Source organism: Actinomadura sp. DC4 (assembly GCF_030406325.1).
In the GTDB taxonomy this organism is placed as follows: Bacteria; Actinomycetota; Actinomycetes; order Streptosporangiales; family Streptosporangiaceae; genus Actinoallomurus.
Genome location: NZ_JAUEQY010000003.1, coordinates 412868 through 427292 on the forward strand (window position 1 = coordinate 412868; position 14425 = coordinate 427292).

The window sequence follows — 14425 nt, forward strand, 5'->3', positions numbered from 1 at the left end:
CGGTTGGGGGCATGGCAGGTGACGCTGAGGCGACCCGACGGCGGCTGCTCGACGCGGCGACGCAGGAGTTCGCCGCGTACGGCATCGCCGGCGCGCGCGTCGACCGCATCGCCGCCGTGGCGAAGTCGAACAAGGCGCAGATCTACCACTACTTCGGGAGCAAGGACGCGCTGTTCGACGCGGTCTTCAACGAGCTCGTCGTGCGTACCGTACGGGAGGTGCCGATCGACCCCGCCGACCTGCCGGGCTACGCGGCGCGGCTGTTCGACGGCTACGAGGAGCGCCCGGACGTGCAGCGGCTGGCGACGTGGTACCGGCTGGAACGCGCGGACACGCACTCGCCGCTGGACATCATCGTGACGAGCAACCGCGCCAAGGTCGAGGCGATCGCAGGGGCGCAGGAGGGCGGCCTGCTCCCCCGTCACCTGGCGCCGGAGGACCTCCTGGCGCTGGTGCTGACGATCGCGTCGATGTGGACGTCGATGACGCCTGAGTACGTGGCGTTGGTGGGCGGGCACACGCGCGCCCACCGCCGCCAGGTCGTCATCGACGCCGTACGCGCCCTCCTGTCCTCTCCCTCAGTGCCGTAGGGCGGCGATCAGGGACTTCGTGTCCGGGGTGCCTACACGGACGAACAGCGGCAGGGTGCCCAGGTCGGCTTCGTACGCGTGGAGGTCGCCTCGTACGGTTCTGCCTCGCTTGACGTCGTACCACTCGCCCGGCGGGAGGTGGACGTCGCGGCTCGTGCCCGGCTTCAGCAGCGGGGCGGCGAGCAGTGAGTCGCCCAGGAGCCACTCGTCGGAGATGGTGTACGACCGCTGGTCCGACGGGAAGTCGAAGAACAGCGGCTGCATGATCGGGTCGCCGGTCCTCACGGTGGCCTGGACCTGCTTCAGGATGTACGGCGCCAGGCGCTTGTGGACGTCCAGCGCTCGCGCGTACAGCCTGGCGGTGTCCGGGTCGTAGTTCACCCACTTGTCGTTCACGTAGTCGTACACGCGGACCGGGGAGGTGGAGGAGTAGACGAGCGGCATCGCGGCGGCGGCCTGGGCCCAGCGGATCAGGACCTCCTTCGACGGCGGCGGTTTGCCCTCCGAGCCGCCGACCATGTCGGTCTCCACGAACGGGTAGCCGATCGTCGAGACGGCCAGGTCCTGGTGGACGGCGGCCTGGAGCGACGTCCAGTCCGTGCCCTTGTCGATCTCGCGGGTCACGAAGCCGTACTTCTGCGAACCCGTCCAGTGGATCCGTACGCCCACGCCCTGCTGGTCGAACTCATCGGTCAGCTGCGCGCCCAGCTTCACGTAGTCGTTGGCCGTGTGACCGGCCGCCGGCGCGCACGTCTCGTCGTAGAAACGGGTGTCGAACTTGAAGCCGTCCACCCCGTACGTCCTCTGCAGGGCACGCAGCTGGTCGGCGTACCAGGCTCGGGCGTCCGGGTTGCCCAGGTCAACGATGCCCGCCCTGCCGTTCCACCACTCGACGGTGCACGGCTTGGCCGGGTCGTCCTTGGACTTCAGGAGGTAGCCCTTGTCGGCGGCGACCTTGTAGTTGTCGGCGTCGAGGTTGATCCAGAGCGTCACCCAGAGGCCGAACTTGTCGCCCAGCCCGTGCACCTCGTCCGACATGCCCTTGGGGTCGGGGAACTTGTCGTTGAAGGTGAAGTCGCCGTAATGGCTCATCCAGCCGTCGTCCAGCGAGGCCGTGTGGCCGGGCTCGCCGGCCGCGTGCAGGCGGCGTACGTAGTCCAGGAAGCCCTGCTGGTCCACGTTCGTGTAGAACTGCGCCCAGGAGTTCCAGAGCGGAGTCTCGTACTGGTAGGGCTCGGCGTCGCTCTTGGCCGGCTTGCCGGTGATGCCGATGTAGTCGTCGTAGACCGCCTTCGGGGTCTTCTCCACGAAGAAGGTCGCGGCAAGGCTCGGCGTCCCGGTGACCTCCAGGCCCGCGACGCCGGCGGTGTCCTTGCCGAGCGAGACGTTCATCAGGTCCTGGGTGTCGAACCAGATACCGGCCGATGACTGGGTGAACCAGAACGGATCCACCATCTGGTACGAGGCGGGGCCGAACGCATCATCGGCCACCTTGCCCGCGTCGAGGGGCCACGGCTGGTCGGTGTACGGCCCGCCGGCGTCGGTGGTCGCCTCGCCGTGGCCGTACCAGTGGCCGGCGGAGGCCATGGCGAAGTGCATGCCGGTCGCGGTGGCGGTCACGCCCTGGACCGTGCTCTCGACCTTGTAGCGATCGGCGCCCGGGGTGAGGCGTACCTCCAGCGTCGCGGAGGCGTCGGTGGTGGCGACCTCGAGCGTGAGAACGCCGTGGGACCAAACCGCCTTGCGCACGTCGGTGGCGGTCGCGCGGCCGTTCGGGCCGGTGAGGTCGAGGGCGTCCGTGTTCGTGGTGGCCAGGACGGTACGGCCGGCGCGGCGGGCGGTGATCTGGAAGTGCCGCTTGGCGATGACGACCTGGTACGCGGGGGTGGTCAGGGTGAGTGAGGTCGCGCCGCCCCGGAAGGTGACGCGACCGGAGGCCGCCGCGGCGCCGGCGCTCGCGTCGACCGACGCGGCGGCGACGAGAAGAAGGGCGGCGAGGGAGAGCGGAAGTCGGCGGGGTCTCAGCGCGATCACCTCGCGGTGGTGTTTGGCCGGTCGGGAACCGTCCGGCTGGGTTGCTCATTCGTGCGCACTACTCCGGGATACTGCGCATGAATGAGCGTCCCGTCAAGATCTTCGCCGGTGTTGACCCGAGTCGCGGCCGTCAGGCCGTGGCGCCGAGGGCCTTCTTGCGCGCGCGATAGCGGCCCAGGAGTACAGGGCGGAGCCACCGCAGCGGTGGCGGGAAGGCGCCCATCATGAGCGCGTACCCCCGAGGCCGGTCCGGGTCTTCGAGCAGGCCGAACACCAGGTCCGGACCGGAGCGGGGAGCACCGTCGACGATGGCCTTGCGGAGCCGGACGATCTCGGCGTCGGGGACCTGGGGGAACATCTCGGCGAGGGCCGGTTCCTCGGTCCCGAGGTGTGCCACGAGGAGGTCGCGGACCCTGGCCGCGGCCTGGGCGGCCTGGGCGGCCTCGTCCCCGGCTCCGTGGATCGCCGCGCCGAGCCTGCGCAGCTCGGCGTCGAGGGCCTCGTGTTCGGCGGTCAGCCCGTCGAGCTCGGCGACCTTGGCCGGGAACAGCTCGCGCAGCACGGGCCAGAACAGCTCGTCCTCGCTCGCGTGGTGGTGATGGACGAACTCCACGAGCCAGTTCGCGGTGCTCAGCAGGGTCTTGGTGCGCATCTTCTCGCCGGCCGCGTGCCGGGCGAAGGCGTCCGCGGTGAGCTCGGCCCCGCGTCGCATGATCGTGTGCACGGCGATGAGCTCGTCGTACATGTTCGCGCCCTCGGTCGGCGCTGTCGGCACGGTCATGGGATCCCCTCAATATTGAGGTAAATGAATGTGCAACGAAGTGAAGCGTAGTGCATCGAATGCAGAGCGATATCCTGATCGGATGTCCCAGGCGCGCCCGTACCACTCACCGAGGCGAGAGCTGGGTGCCGCCGCGACCCGGCGGGATCTGCTCATGGCGGCCCGGCGGTTGTTCGCCGACCGGGGCTACGCCCACGTGACGGTCGCCGAGATCGCCCGTGAGGCGGGCACGGCGGTGAAGACGATGTACGCGAGCGTGGGCGGCAAGGCGGAGATCCTGCGGGAGATCCTGGAAGACGCCGTGAAGGAGTCGGGCGCGGAGGAGACGACGATCCGGATCCTCACCATGACGGACCCGCTGGAGTGCCTGGGAGAACTGGCCCACGGCACCAGGCTGGGTTACGAGGGTCACCGCGAGGTCCTGACCATCCTCGCGGGCGCCATGCCGGTGCTGGAGTCCGCCGACGCCCTGTGGAACCGGGTCAGGGCGAGTTACCGGACGTCCCTCCGGGCGGTGGCCGCCCATCTCGCGGAGCTGGGCGCGGTGAGCACCCCGGTGGACCGCTGCGCCGACGTGCTGTGGTTCTGCTTCGGCCCCCATGCCTGGCGGGCGCTGGTCGAGGACTCCGGCTGGACCTGGGACGACGCCCAGGCCCAGCTCGCCGCGACGGCCAGGGTGCTGCTCCTGGAGACGATCAGTCCGTGACGCCCAGGTCCCGTGCGTCCTCGCGGAGCTCCGGGGCGCCCTTGACGCCCGCGCTCTCCAGCTCGTGGGCCAGTTCGTCCAGTTCCGCGCCGCCCGCCATCTGCGCGGTGAGCTCGGCCAGGCTGATCTCTTCCTTGGTGTAGTAGCCGATGCTGCGGCCCCGCTTGAGCAGCAGGAACCGGTCCCCCACCGGGTACGCGTGGTGCGGGTTGTGGGAGATGAAGATGACTCCCAGGCCGCGCTCGCGCGCCCCCGCGATGTAACGGAGCACGACGCCCGCCTGCTTGACGCCCAGCGCCGCGGTCGGCTCGTCCAGGATCAGGACCTTCGCGCCGAAGTAGACCGCCCGGGAGATCGCGACGCACTGACGTTCGCCGCCCGACAGCGTGCCGATGGGCTGGTCGACGTCGCGCAGGTCGATGCCCATGTCGAGGAGTTCCTTCTTGGCGGTCTCGCGCATGAAGGAGATGTCAAGGCGCTTGAACGGCACCGGGCCCACGCGCTTCTCCGAGCCCAGGAAGAAGTTGCGCCACACCGGCATGAGCGGCACGACCGCAAGATCCTGGTAGACCGTCGCGATGCCGTGTTCGAGCGCCTCGCGCGGCGAGCCGAAGGACACCTCCTGGCCCTCGACGCGGAACACGCCCTCGTCGTGCTTGTGCAGGCCGGCGACGATCTTGATGAGCGTCGACTTGCCCGCCCCGTTGTCGCCGAGGACGCAGGTGATCTCGCCGGCGGCGACCTCCAGGTCGATGTCGCGCAGCGCGATGACGTTGCCGTAGCGCTTGCCGACTCCCTCGAGCGCGACCAGTGGCTCACTCATTTTCCTGCCTCCGCCCGGCGCCGTACGACGAGGTTGACAACGGTGGCGGCGAGAAGCATCGCCCCCAGGAAGAACTTGAACCAGTCCGGGTTCCACTCGGCGTACACGATGCCGTTGCTCGTCATGCCCCAGATGAACGCGCCGATGGCCGCGCCGATCGCCGAGCCGTACCCGCCGGTCAGCAGGCAGCCGCCGACGACCGCGCAGATGATGTAGAAGAACTCGTTGCCGACGCCCTCACCGGACTGCACGGACTTGAAGTTGAAGAGGATGTGCATGCCGTAGAACCACGCGGTGAAGGACACGCCCATGAACAGGGCGATCTTCGTACGCGTGACCGGGACGCCCACCGCGCGGGCGCTGGAGGCCGACCCGCCGACGGCGAAGATCCAGTTGCCGGAACGCGTGCGCAGCAGCAGCCAGGTCGCGATGGCCACGAACACGATCCACCACAGCACGCTGATGTTGACCTGCACGCCGCCGACCGTGAAGTTGCGGGCGAACACGTCGCGCGCCTGGGAGAAGCCGTCCATGTCCTCGATCGACGGCGTGGCGACGTTGTGCGTGATGAGCTTGGTGAAGCCGAGGTTCAGGCCGGCGAGCATGAAGAACGTGCCGAGCGTCACGATGAAGCTCGGCAGGCCCGTCCTGACGTAGATCAGGCCGTTGACGAAGCCCAGCGCGAGCGTGACCACGAGGGAGACCGCCACGCCGGCCCAGACGTTGAGCGTGAGCTGGTAGCTGAACATCGACGCGATCAGCGCCGAGGACGTGACCATCACGCCCGCCGACAGGTCGAACTCTCCGCCGATCATCAGCAGCGACACCGACACGGCCATGATGCCCATCGACGCGCTGGAGTACAGGACGGTGGAGAACGACGACGCGCGCAGGAAGGCGTCGGCCACCAGTGAGAAGAAGACGAACAACACGATGGCGCCGACGAGCGCGCCGATCTCGGGGCGGCCCAGCAGCTTGCGGAACGGCGAGCGGGCGGCGAGGCGTTCGTCCCCGGCCGGCGCGGGTGGCGCGATGGTCTGACTCACGGGGAAACTCCAGGGTTTCGGTGCGGGCCCGCCCACGGCACGGGCGGGCCCGCGGCTGGCTTAGCGAGTGCCGCGATCCGCGTACGGCGCGACGGCGTCGGCGTTGGACTTGTCGACGATCGCCGGCCCGGTGAGCACGGGCTGGCCGCCGCCGAGGATGTCGCCGTTGCGCTTGTACAGCCACAGCTCGTCGACGGCCTCGTAGCCCTGGAGGTAGGGCTGCTGGTCGACGGCGAACTGGATGCGGCCGTCCTTGATCGCTGCGATGAGGTCCTTGTTCATGTCGAACGTGGCGACCTTGGCCTTGCCGCCGCTGTCCTTGGCGGCGTCGGAGGCGGTGAGGGCGATCTGGGCGTTCAGCGCCAGGATGCCGTCGATGCCCTTGTCGGCCTGGAGCTTGGCGGTGACCGCCGACTTGACCTGCGGCATGTTCGAACCCTGGACGAAGAGGTTCTGCATCTGGCCGGAGAAGGTCTTCTTCGCGCCGGCGCAGCGCGCCTCGAGACCGACGTTGCCCTGCTCGTGGATCAGGCAGACGGCCTTCTTGACGCCGGCCTTGTTGAGCTGCTCACCGGCCGCCTGGCCGGCGATGTTCTCGTCCTGGCCGAAGTGGGCGAGCGCGCCGAACTTGGCCGAGTCCTCCGCACCGGAGTTGATCGTCACGACCGGGATCTTGGCCGCGACGGCCTTGGCGACGACGTCCTTCAGCGCGTCCGGCTTGGCCAGCGTGACGATGATCCCGTCGACGTGCTGGTCGATGTAGGACTGCACGAGCTGGGCCTGCTTGCCGCCGTCCGGGTCGGCGGCGTACAGGAACTGGACGTTGTCCTTGGCCGAGGCCGACTGGGCGCCCTTCTGCACGATGTCCCAGAACGCGTCGCCCTGAGCGGAGTGCGTGACCATGGCGATCTTGATCCGGGGGCCGCCGCCGCCCAGCGCCTTCGTCGCCTGGTCGTCGGCCTTCTTTCCGCCCGAGCTGCTGCACGCGCTCAGCGCCAGCAGCCCCGTCAAGGCCGCGGCGATCACCTTGCGCTTCATATGTATCGGTCTCCTCTCGGTGGCACGCTGACCGTGGAGGTTATCGGCTACGCCCGCCACCAAACCGGGGCACACCATCTCTGTTCGGTTACAGGGGATCCAGCTACAGGTAGTCGCCCTGGCCTTGTTTGTCCTTGTCGTAACGCGCACGGGCCTCGCGTACGGTGTCCAGCGCGGAGACCTCGGCCACCGGGACGTCCCACCACGCCTCGCCGTCCGGGGAGGGCCGCAGCGGGTCGGTCTCCACGTGCACGACGGTCGTGACGGAGGCGGCGCGGGCCTTCGCGAGGGCGTCACGCAGCTCAACGGGGGTACGCGCGGTGATCACCTGGGCGCCGAGGCTGGCCGCGTTGGCGGCGAGGTCGACGGGGAGCACGTCGCCGTCCAGGCCCGAGCCCGTCCGGTAGCGGTAACGCGTGCCGAACCGCTGCGCGCCCACCGACTCCGACAGCGCGCCGATCGAGGCGAAGCCGTGGTTCTGGACGAGGACGACGATGAGCTTGACGCCCTCCTGCACGGCGGTGACCAGCTCGCTGGACATCATGAGGTACGAGCCGTCGCCCACCATGACGAACACCTCGCGGCCGGGGTCCAGGGCCATCTTCACGCCCAGACCGCCGGCGATCTCGTACCCCATGCATGAGTAACCGTACTCGACGTGGTAGCCCTTCGGATCCCGTGGACGCCAGAGTTTGTGCAGGTCACCGGGCATCGACCCGGCCGCGCAGACCACGACGTCGCGTGCGTGGGCCGCCTCGCCGACGACGCCGAGCACCTCCGACTGCGAGGGCAGGCCCTCGCCGGTGCCGCGGAACGCCTCGTCCACGAGGGCGTTCCAGCCGGCGACGCGCTCGCGGGTCTCCTCGCGGTACGCGGCGGGCACCGACCAGCCGTCCAGCGCCCCGCGCAGCGCGGCCAGGCCGGCGCGCGCGTCGGCGACCAGCGAGGTGCCCGCGTGCTTGGCCGCGTCGAACGCGGCCACGTTGAGGTTCACGAACCGGGTGCGGCCGAACAGGCTGCGCGAGGCCGTGGTGAAGTCGCTGTAGCGGGTGCCGATCCCGATGACCACGTCGGCCTCGCGCGCCAGGGCGTTGGCGGCCGTGGTGCCGGTGGCGCCGATCGCGCCCGCCGCCTGCGGGTGGTCCCACGGCAGCGCGCCCTTGCCGGCCTGGGTCTCCCCCACCGGGACGCCGGTCGCCTCCGCGAAGGCGCGCAGCTCGTCTGTGGCGCGGGAGTAGATCACTCCGCCGCCCGCCACGATCAGCGGCCGCTCCGCGCCGCGGATCAGCGCGACCGCCCGCTCCAGCGCGGCGGGCTCGGGCACCGGCCGCGCGACGTGCCACACACGCTTGGCGAACAGCTCGTCCGGCCAGTCGTGCGCCTCGGCCTGGACGTCCTGCGGGAGGGCCAGGGTCACCGCGCCCGTCTCGGCGGGGTCGGTGAGCACGCGCATCGCGGCCAGCAGCGCCGAGGGGAGTTGCTCGGGCCGGTTGATCCGGTCCCAGAAGCGCGAGACCGGCCGGAAGGCGTCGTTGACCGACACGTCGTACGAGCGCGGGTCCTCCAGTTCCTGCAGCACCGGGTTGGCCACGCGGGTGGCGAAGACGTCGCCGGGCAGCAGCAGCACCGGGATCCGGTTGACGGTCGCCAGGGCCGCGCCGGTCACCATGTTGGTCGCGCCCGGACCGATCGAGCTCGTACAGGTGAAGGCCCGCAGCCGGTCGTGCGCCCGCGCGAAGCCGACGGCGGTGTGCACCATCGCCTGCTCGTTGCGGGCCATGTAATAAGGAAGCTCCTCGGCGTTCTCCTCCAGGCCGTACTCCAGCAGCGCCTCGCCGACGCCCGCCACGTTGCCGTGCCCGAAGATGCCGAAGCAGCCCGCGAAGAACCGCTGTTCGACGCCGTCGCGCTCGGTCCACTGGTTCGCGAGGAACCGGACGACCGCCTGTCCGGTGGTGAGCCTCATCGCTCCTCCGCCGAGGTGAGGGGGAGCCGCGGGTCGGGCTCCTGACCCTCCCAGGTCCCACGGATCCACGTGTGCGCGGGATCGTCGCAGATCAGCCACTGCCGCTGCGTACCCGGGCCGGCCATGACGTTCAGGTAGTACAGGTCATAGCCCGGGGTGGCCATCGACGGGCCGTGCCAGCCGTGCGGGATGGTCACGACGTCGCCGGTGCGCACCTCGGCGAGCACGTCGATCGGCCGCTCCTCGGTGCCGTAAACCCGCTGGTAGGCCATGCCCTCCCCGGCCACCTCGAAGTAGTAGATCTCCTCCAGGCGGCACTCGCCGGGGCCGTCCTCGTCGTGTTTGTGCGGCGGATAGGAGGACCAGCAGCCGCCGGGCGTGAGCACCTCGCACGCGATCAGCTTGTCGGCGTACGGGAACGCCTCGGGGGTGCAGAAGTTGTTCACCTGGCGGCTCGCGACGCCCGCGCCGCGCAGCTCGACGGGCACGTCCCCGGCCGGGCCGTACCTCGGCGTCAGGCGGTTCCCGCACCGCGCCGCGGGCAGCGCGAACCGCCCGCTCCCCCGCACCCGTACGGTCGCGTCGCGCGGCACGTACGCGAAGTCGGTCACACGGGAGAAGACGTCGCGGCGGCCGGTGAGCTCGAAGGTCTCGCCGTCGCACTCGACCGCGCAGCTCCCGCTCAGCGGCAGGACGAGCATCTCGTCGCCGCCGGTCTCGAAGACGTGCCCGCCGCCGTCCAGCTCCAGCGTCCGCAGGCCGGAGTAGGTCCAGCCCGCGTCCTCGGGCGTGACGACGAGCCCGTACGGCTCGGCCTTCGTGCTTCCAAAGGGCAGGTGGTGCTTTGTCATGCCATGACCTCCACCGCCGCGTCCACGGCGGCCGCTACGTCGTCTCCGGGTGGGTACAGCATGGTGCGGCCGGCGACCAGGCCCATCACGCCGGGTAGTGCGAAGGCCTTGCGCCAGGCCGCCAGCGCGGCGTCCTGGTCGTCGGAGACCTCGCCGCCGAGCAGCAGCACGGGCAGCGTGGACGCCGCCATCACCCGTTCCATGTCGTCCACGACCGGCACCTTCAGCCATGTGTAGGCCGAGGTCGCGCCGAGCCCGGAGGCGATCGCCACGGCGCGCGTCATGGCGTCCGCGGTGAGCACGTTGCGCACCCGGCCGCCCTCGCGGCGGGACGCGAACGGCTCGATCATCGCCATCAGGCCCTGCCGGGCCAGCCCGGTCACGGCGTGCGCGCAGGACTCGAGCGTACGGACGGTGTCCGGGTCCTCATCGACGATGCGCAGCAGCATCTTGCCGCCGTCCAGGCCCTGCGCGGCGATGGTCGCGGGATCATACGCGGTGAACCGGTCGTCGATCTCGAACGCGGACCCGGCGAGCCCGCCGCGGTTCATCGAGCCGATGACGGCCTTGCCGTCCAGCGCGCCGAGCAGGAGCAGGTCCTCGATGACGTCGGGCGTGCCGAGCACGCCGTCCACGCCGGGCCGGCCGAGCGCGACGCAGACGCGGCGCAGCATCTCCGTGCGGTCGGCCATGGCCATCGGCCGGTCGCCGGCGGCGAGCGCGCCGCGCGCCGGATGGTCCGCCGCGACGATCATCAGCCGGCCGGACGGGCCGAGCAGTGACGGCCGCCGGACCCGGCGGGCCGCCGCCTCGGCCACCGCCTCCGGGTGGCGGGCGCGGGTCTCGGTCAGCGAGGCGAGACGCTCCGCGAAGTCATCGATCACGACTCCTCCCCTCGCCCGGAGAGCAGCGCCTCGACCTCTCCGGTGGTCGGCATCGCCTCGGAGCAGGCGATCCGCGAGGCGACGATCGCGCCGGCCGCGTTGGCGAAGTGGATCATGCGGCCGGCGTCCCAGCCGTCCAGCAGGCCGTGGCAGAGCGCGCCGCCGAACGCGTCGCCCGCGCCCAGGCCGTTGACGACCTCGACCGGGACCGGCGGCGCCTCGACCACACCCTCGTCGTCGGCCGCGAGGACGCCCTTGGGCCCCTGCTTGACGATGGCGAGCCGTACGCCGCGGTCCCGCAGGGCGGCGGCCGCGCGGTGCGGGTCGCTCTCACCTACCGCGACCGCGCACTCCTCCCTGTTTCCGACCGCGACGGTGACGTGGTCCAGCGCCTTGTCGACCCAGTGCCGCGCCTCGTCCGGTGAGGACCAGAGCATCGGCCGGTAGTCCAGGTCGAGGACGGTGATGCCGTCGTGCGCCTCCAGCGCGGCGAGCGTGGCCGAGCGGCTCGGCTCGTCCGACAGCCCGGTCACGGTGGCCCAGAAGACCTTGGCCGCGCGGATCGCGGTCAGGTCGAGCTCCCCGGCGCGGATCTCCATGTCGGGGGCCTTGGGATAGCGGTAGAAGTACAGCGGGAAGTCGTCCGGCGGGAAGATCTCGCAGAACGCCAGCGGCGTGGGCAGGCCCGGAACCGGCGTGACGAACCGGTCGTCGACGCCGTATCCGCGCAGGGCCTGGTGGATGTAGCGGCCGAACGGGTCGTCGCCGGTCCGGGTGATCACCGCGGCGTTCCGGCCGTGCCGGGCGGCGGCCACCGCGACGTTGGTCGGGCTGCCGCCGAGATACTTGCCGAAGGTCTCCACGTCCTCCAGCCGTACGCCGACCTGCAACGGGTAGATGTCGACGCTCACCCGCCCCATCGTGATGAGGTCATGACCACTCATACGGCCTCCATGAACGCCACGCTGCGCAGCACGTCTCCGGCGGGACCCGCGCCGGGCGCCGGCTCGGCGCCGAGGATCGTGTCCTGTTCCATGACATACCAGCCCGTGTAGCCCGCCGTGGTCAGAGCGCCGACGATGCCCGGAACATCGACGTCGCCGTCGCCGAGCGGCCGGTAGATGCCGTTCCGTACGGCCTCGGTGTAGGTCAGCTCGCCGGCCCGCACGCGGCGGGCCAGGCCCGCGTCGACGTCCTTGAGGTGGACGTGCGCGACCCGGTCGCCGGCCGTACGGGCCAGGTCGAGCGGGTCGGTGCCGCCGATGAGCAGGTGCCCGGTGTCCAGGCAGAGCGGTACGCGTGAGCCGGCGAGCACCCGGTCGACCTCCTGCGGCCCCTCGACGACCGTGCCGACGTGCGGGTGCAGGGTCGCGAGCACACCGAGACCGGCCGCGTACTCGGTGATGCGGTCGAGGTTGGCGAGGAGCGTGCGCCAGGCGTCTTCGGTCAGGGCCGGCCGCTCGTCGTAACCGTGCAGGCCGGTGGCCGCGGCCAGCACGAGCGTCCCGGCGTCGCCGAACCCGGCGAGCGCTCGTTCGACGTCGGGAAAGGGATCGACGCCCGGGTCGTGCAGGACCACGGGGACGAAACCACCGACCGCGCCGAGCCCGTACGACTTCAGCAGCGCGGACCGCTCACCCGGATCGGCGGGCAGGAACCCGTCCGGGCCGAACTCCGTCGCCAGCAGGCCCGCGTCGCGCATCTCGCCGAGCACCCGGTCCGGGGACATCTGGTGGCCCCAGCCCGGCACCTCGCACACTCCCCAGGAGATCGGCGCACCGGCGATCCTCACTTGCGAACCTCCTCGATCGTGACCGCGCGGGCCTCCCGGCGGGACCGCTCACAGGCCTCGGCGACGTAGAACGCCTCCAGCGCCTCGGCGGGCGGACACGGGCTCTCGGCCTGCCCGGTCACGACCCGCAGGAAGGCGCGCATCTCGGCGACGTACGCGTCGCCGAACCGCTGGAGGAAACCGGTGTACGGCGTGCCGTCCTCCAGCCCGCGGCCGTCCGCCGACATGAGCGGCGTGTGCTCGTTCAGGCCCGCGACCAGGCTGTCCTTGGCTCCCAGCGCCTCCAGCCGTACGTCGTAGCCGGCGGCGTTGTAGCGGGTCTCGCAGATGATCGCGATCGTGCCGTCGTCGAGCGTCAGCAGGGCCGCGCCCGTGTCGACGTCGCCGCTCTCGGCGAAGTAGTCCTCGCCCTTGTTGGCACCGACCGCGACGACCTGGACGACCTCCCGGCCGGTGACGAACCGTACGCCGTCGATGTCGTGGACCGCGCAGTCGCGGAAGATTCCGCCGGAGACCGGGATGTAGCCGGGCGGCGGCGGGGCCGGATCGAGCGTGCAGGACCGTACGGTGTGGAGCCAGCCGAGCCGCCCCGCCGCCACGGCGTCGCGAACGGCCACGTGACCTGCGTCGAAGCGGCGCTGGAAGCCGACCTGGACCGGCGATCCGGTCCGTTTCACGGCGGCCATGACTTGGAGCGTTCCAACGATGTCCGGAGCGACGGGTTTCTCGCAGAACGAAGGCAGCCCGGCCTCCGCCGCGCGCGTCACCAGCTCCGCGTGCGCATCGGTCGCGGCGGCCACGACGAGCCCGTCGAGCCCCGCCGCGAAGAGATCGTCCACCGAGTCCGCCACCTGCGTCCCGTGCTGGCCGGCGAGCGCCCGCGCCCTCCCCGTGTCCACGTCGGCGATCACCACCGAATCGACTTCGGGCAGTTCAGACAGGGTTTCGGCGTGCCGGGCCCCGATTCGCCCGGCTCCGGCGAGCCCGATTCTCATAGGGTCCTCCGCGGTAGCGAGGTATGCCAGCTGAGTTACGAATGGGTTAACTGGATGTGCCCGCAGTCTGCTGCGCGATCTCCGCGTATGTCAATGATTTGTAATGACATTAAGAGGTAATACCTAAGTTGGTGAGCGCCGCTAAGATCGCCTCCACCCGACCCTGAGGATCCAGTAGTGCAGCGACCGGCACTGATCGTCGATCGGAGCAGCCCCGTGCCGCTCTACTTCCAGCTCGCGGAGCAGTTGGAGACCGCGATCGTGGACGGCACGCTCATACCCGGATCCCGGCTGGAGAACGAGGTCCAGCTCGCCGACCGGTGCGGCCTGTCCCGCCCGACCGTACGGCAGGCGATCCAGCACCTGGTCGACAAGGGCCTGCTGGTGCGCAAGCGCGGCGTGGGCACTCAGGTCGTACAGGCGCAGGTCAGGCGCACGATCGAGCTGACCAGCCTGTACGACGACCTGGCCGCCGCGCAGCGCTCACCGCGTACGAAGGTGCTGGAGCTGGTCACGGTGCCGGCCGGCGACGACATCGCCAAGGACCTCGGCGTGCCGCCGGGCACTCCCGTGATCCGCCTGAAGCGGCTCCGGCTGACCGACACCGAACCGCTCGCGCTGCTGACCAACCACCTGCCGATCGACATCGTCGACCTCACCGCCGAGGGGCTCGAAAGCCGCGGCCTGTACGAGACGCTGCGCGCGGCAGGGGTCAACCTGCGCATCGCCAACCAGACCATCGGCGCCCGCGGCGCCACCAAGGCGGAGGCCGTCCTGCTGGACGAGCGCCGCGGCGTGCCCCTGCTGACGATGAGCCGTACGGCCTTCGACGACAAGGGCCGCGCCGTGGAGTACGGGACCCACGTCTACCGGGCCAGCCGCTACTCGTTCACGCTCACCCTGGTCGAACGCTAGGTCC

14 protein-coding genes are annotated in these 14425 nt (G+C 70.6%); 3 read left to right on the forward strand and 11 right to left on the reverse strand.

What is annotated here, in order from left to right:
- Positions 1 to 11 precede the first annotated feature (11 nt).
- The gene (locus QWU11_RS06940; RefSeq protein ID WP_290104202.1) at positions 12 to 590 is read left to right on the forward strand and encodes a TetR family transcriptional regulator; all 579 of its coding nucleotides are present in this window, start codon (positions 12 to 14) and stop codon (positions 588 to 590) included.
- Here QWU11_RS06940 and QWU11_RS06945 read toward each other — a convergent pair.
- Entirely contained in the window at positions 579 to 2624 is a 2046-nt protein-coding gene (locus QWU11_RS06945; RefSeq protein ID WP_290104203.1) for a TIM-barrel domain-containing protein, read from the reverse strand. The genes QWU11_RS06940 and QWU11_RS06945 overlap by 12 nt on opposite strands.
- Before the next feature lie 130 nt (positions 2625 to 2754).
- Positions 2755 to 3405, reverse strand: a complete 651-nt coding sequence (locus tag QWU11_RS06950) for a hemerythrin domain-containing protein (protein ID WP_290104204.1) — start codon at positions 3403 to 3405, stop codon at positions 2755 to 2757.
- 82 nt (positions 3406 to 3487) lie between these two features.
- Here QWU11_RS06950 and QWU11_RS06955 point away from each other — a divergent pair, with 82 nt between their 5' ends.
- Entirely contained in the window at positions 3488 to 4111 is a 624-nt protein-coding gene (locus QWU11_RS06955) for a TetR/AcrR family transcriptional regulator (RefSeq protein WP_290104205.1), read from the forward strand.
- Here QWU11_RS06955 and QWU11_RS06960 read toward each other — a convergent pair.
- The 9 genes from QWU11_RS06960 to QWU11_RS07000 all read right to left on the reverse strand — a co-directional run bounded on the left by QWU11_RS06960 (position 4101) and on the right by QWU11_RS07000 (position 13506).
- Complete coding sequence (locus tag QWU11_RS06960; RefSeq protein WP_290104206.1) at positions 4101 to 4934, reverse strand: ATP-binding cassette domain-containing protein; 834 nt, start codon at positions 4932 to 4934, stop codon at positions 4101 to 4103. The genes QWU11_RS06955 and QWU11_RS06960 overlap by 11 nt on opposite strands.
- Complete coding sequence (locus QWU11_RS06965; RefSeq protein ID WP_290104207.1) at positions 4931 to 5980, reverse strand: ABC transporter permease; 1050 nt, start codon at positions 5978 to 5980, stop codon at positions 4931 to 4933. Before QWU11_RS06965 ends, QWU11_RS06960 begins: the two co-directional genes overlap by 4 nt.
- Positions 5981 to 6040: 60 nt before the next feature.
- Complete coding sequence (locus tag QWU11_RS06970; protein ID WP_290104208.1) at positions 6041 to 7018, reverse strand: sugar ABC transporter substrate-binding protein; 978 nt, start codon at positions 7016 to 7018, stop codon at positions 6041 to 6043.
- A 103-nt stretch (positions 7019 to 7121) separates the two neighbouring features.
- Positions 7122 to 8984: a 3D-(3,5/4)-trihydroxycyclohexane-1,2-dione acylhydrolase (decyclizing) gene (iolD, locus tag QWU11_RS06975; RefSeq protein ID WP_290104209.1), complete on the reverse strand. Its 1863-nt coding sequence runs from the start codon at positions 8982 to 8984 to the stop codon at positions 7122 to 7124.
- Entirely contained in the window at positions 8981 to 9835 is an 855-nt protein-coding gene (gene iolB, locus QWU11_RS06980; RefSeq protein ID WP_290104210.1) for a 5-deoxy-glucuronate isomerase, read from the reverse strand. Before iolB ends, iolD begins: the two co-directional genes overlap by 4 nt.
- The gene (locus tag QWU11_RS06985; protein ID WP_290104211.1) at positions 9832 to 10719 is read right to left on the reverse strand and encodes a hypothetical protein; all 888 of its coding nucleotides are present in this window, start codon (positions 10717 to 10719) and stop codon (positions 9832 to 9834) included. The genes iolB and QWU11_RS06985 overlap by 4 nt, the downstream gene beginning before the upstream one ends.
- Positions 10716 to 11663: a 5-dehydro-2-deoxygluconokinase gene (gene iolC, locus QWU11_RS06990; RefSeq protein WP_290104212.1), complete on the reverse strand. Its 948-nt coding sequence runs from the start codon at positions 11661 to 11663 to the stop codon at positions 10716 to 10718. The genes QWU11_RS06985 and iolC overlap by 4 nt, the downstream gene beginning before the upstream one ends.
- Positions 11660 to 12511 carry a TIM barrel protein gene (locus QWU11_RS06995; protein WP_290104213.1) on the reverse strand — a complete coding sequence of 284 codons (852 nt, stop codon included), beginning with the start codon at positions 12509 to 12511 and terminating at the stop codon, positions 11660 to 11662. Before QWU11_RS06995 ends, iolC begins: the two co-directional genes overlap by 4 nt.
- On the reverse strand, positions 12508 to 13506 hold the full coding sequence (locus tag QWU11_RS07000; protein WP_290104214.1) for a Gfo/Idh/MocA family oxidoreductase: 999 nt from the start codon (positions 13504 to 13506) through the stop codon (positions 12508 to 12510). The genes QWU11_RS06995 and QWU11_RS07000 overlap by 4 nt, the downstream gene beginning before the upstream one ends.
- 177 nt (positions 13507 to 13683) lie before the next feature.
- On the opposite strand from QWU11_RS07000, the gene QWU11_RS07005 reads away from it, so the two are divergent.
- Positions 13684 to 14421 (forward strand): GntR family transcriptional regulator, encoded by a 738-nt coding sequence (locus QWU11_RS07005; RefSeq protein WP_290104215.1) that lies wholly within the window; start codon positions 13684 to 13686, stop codon positions 14419 to 14421.
- The last annotated feature ends 4 nt before the right edge of the window (positions 14422 to 14425 follow it).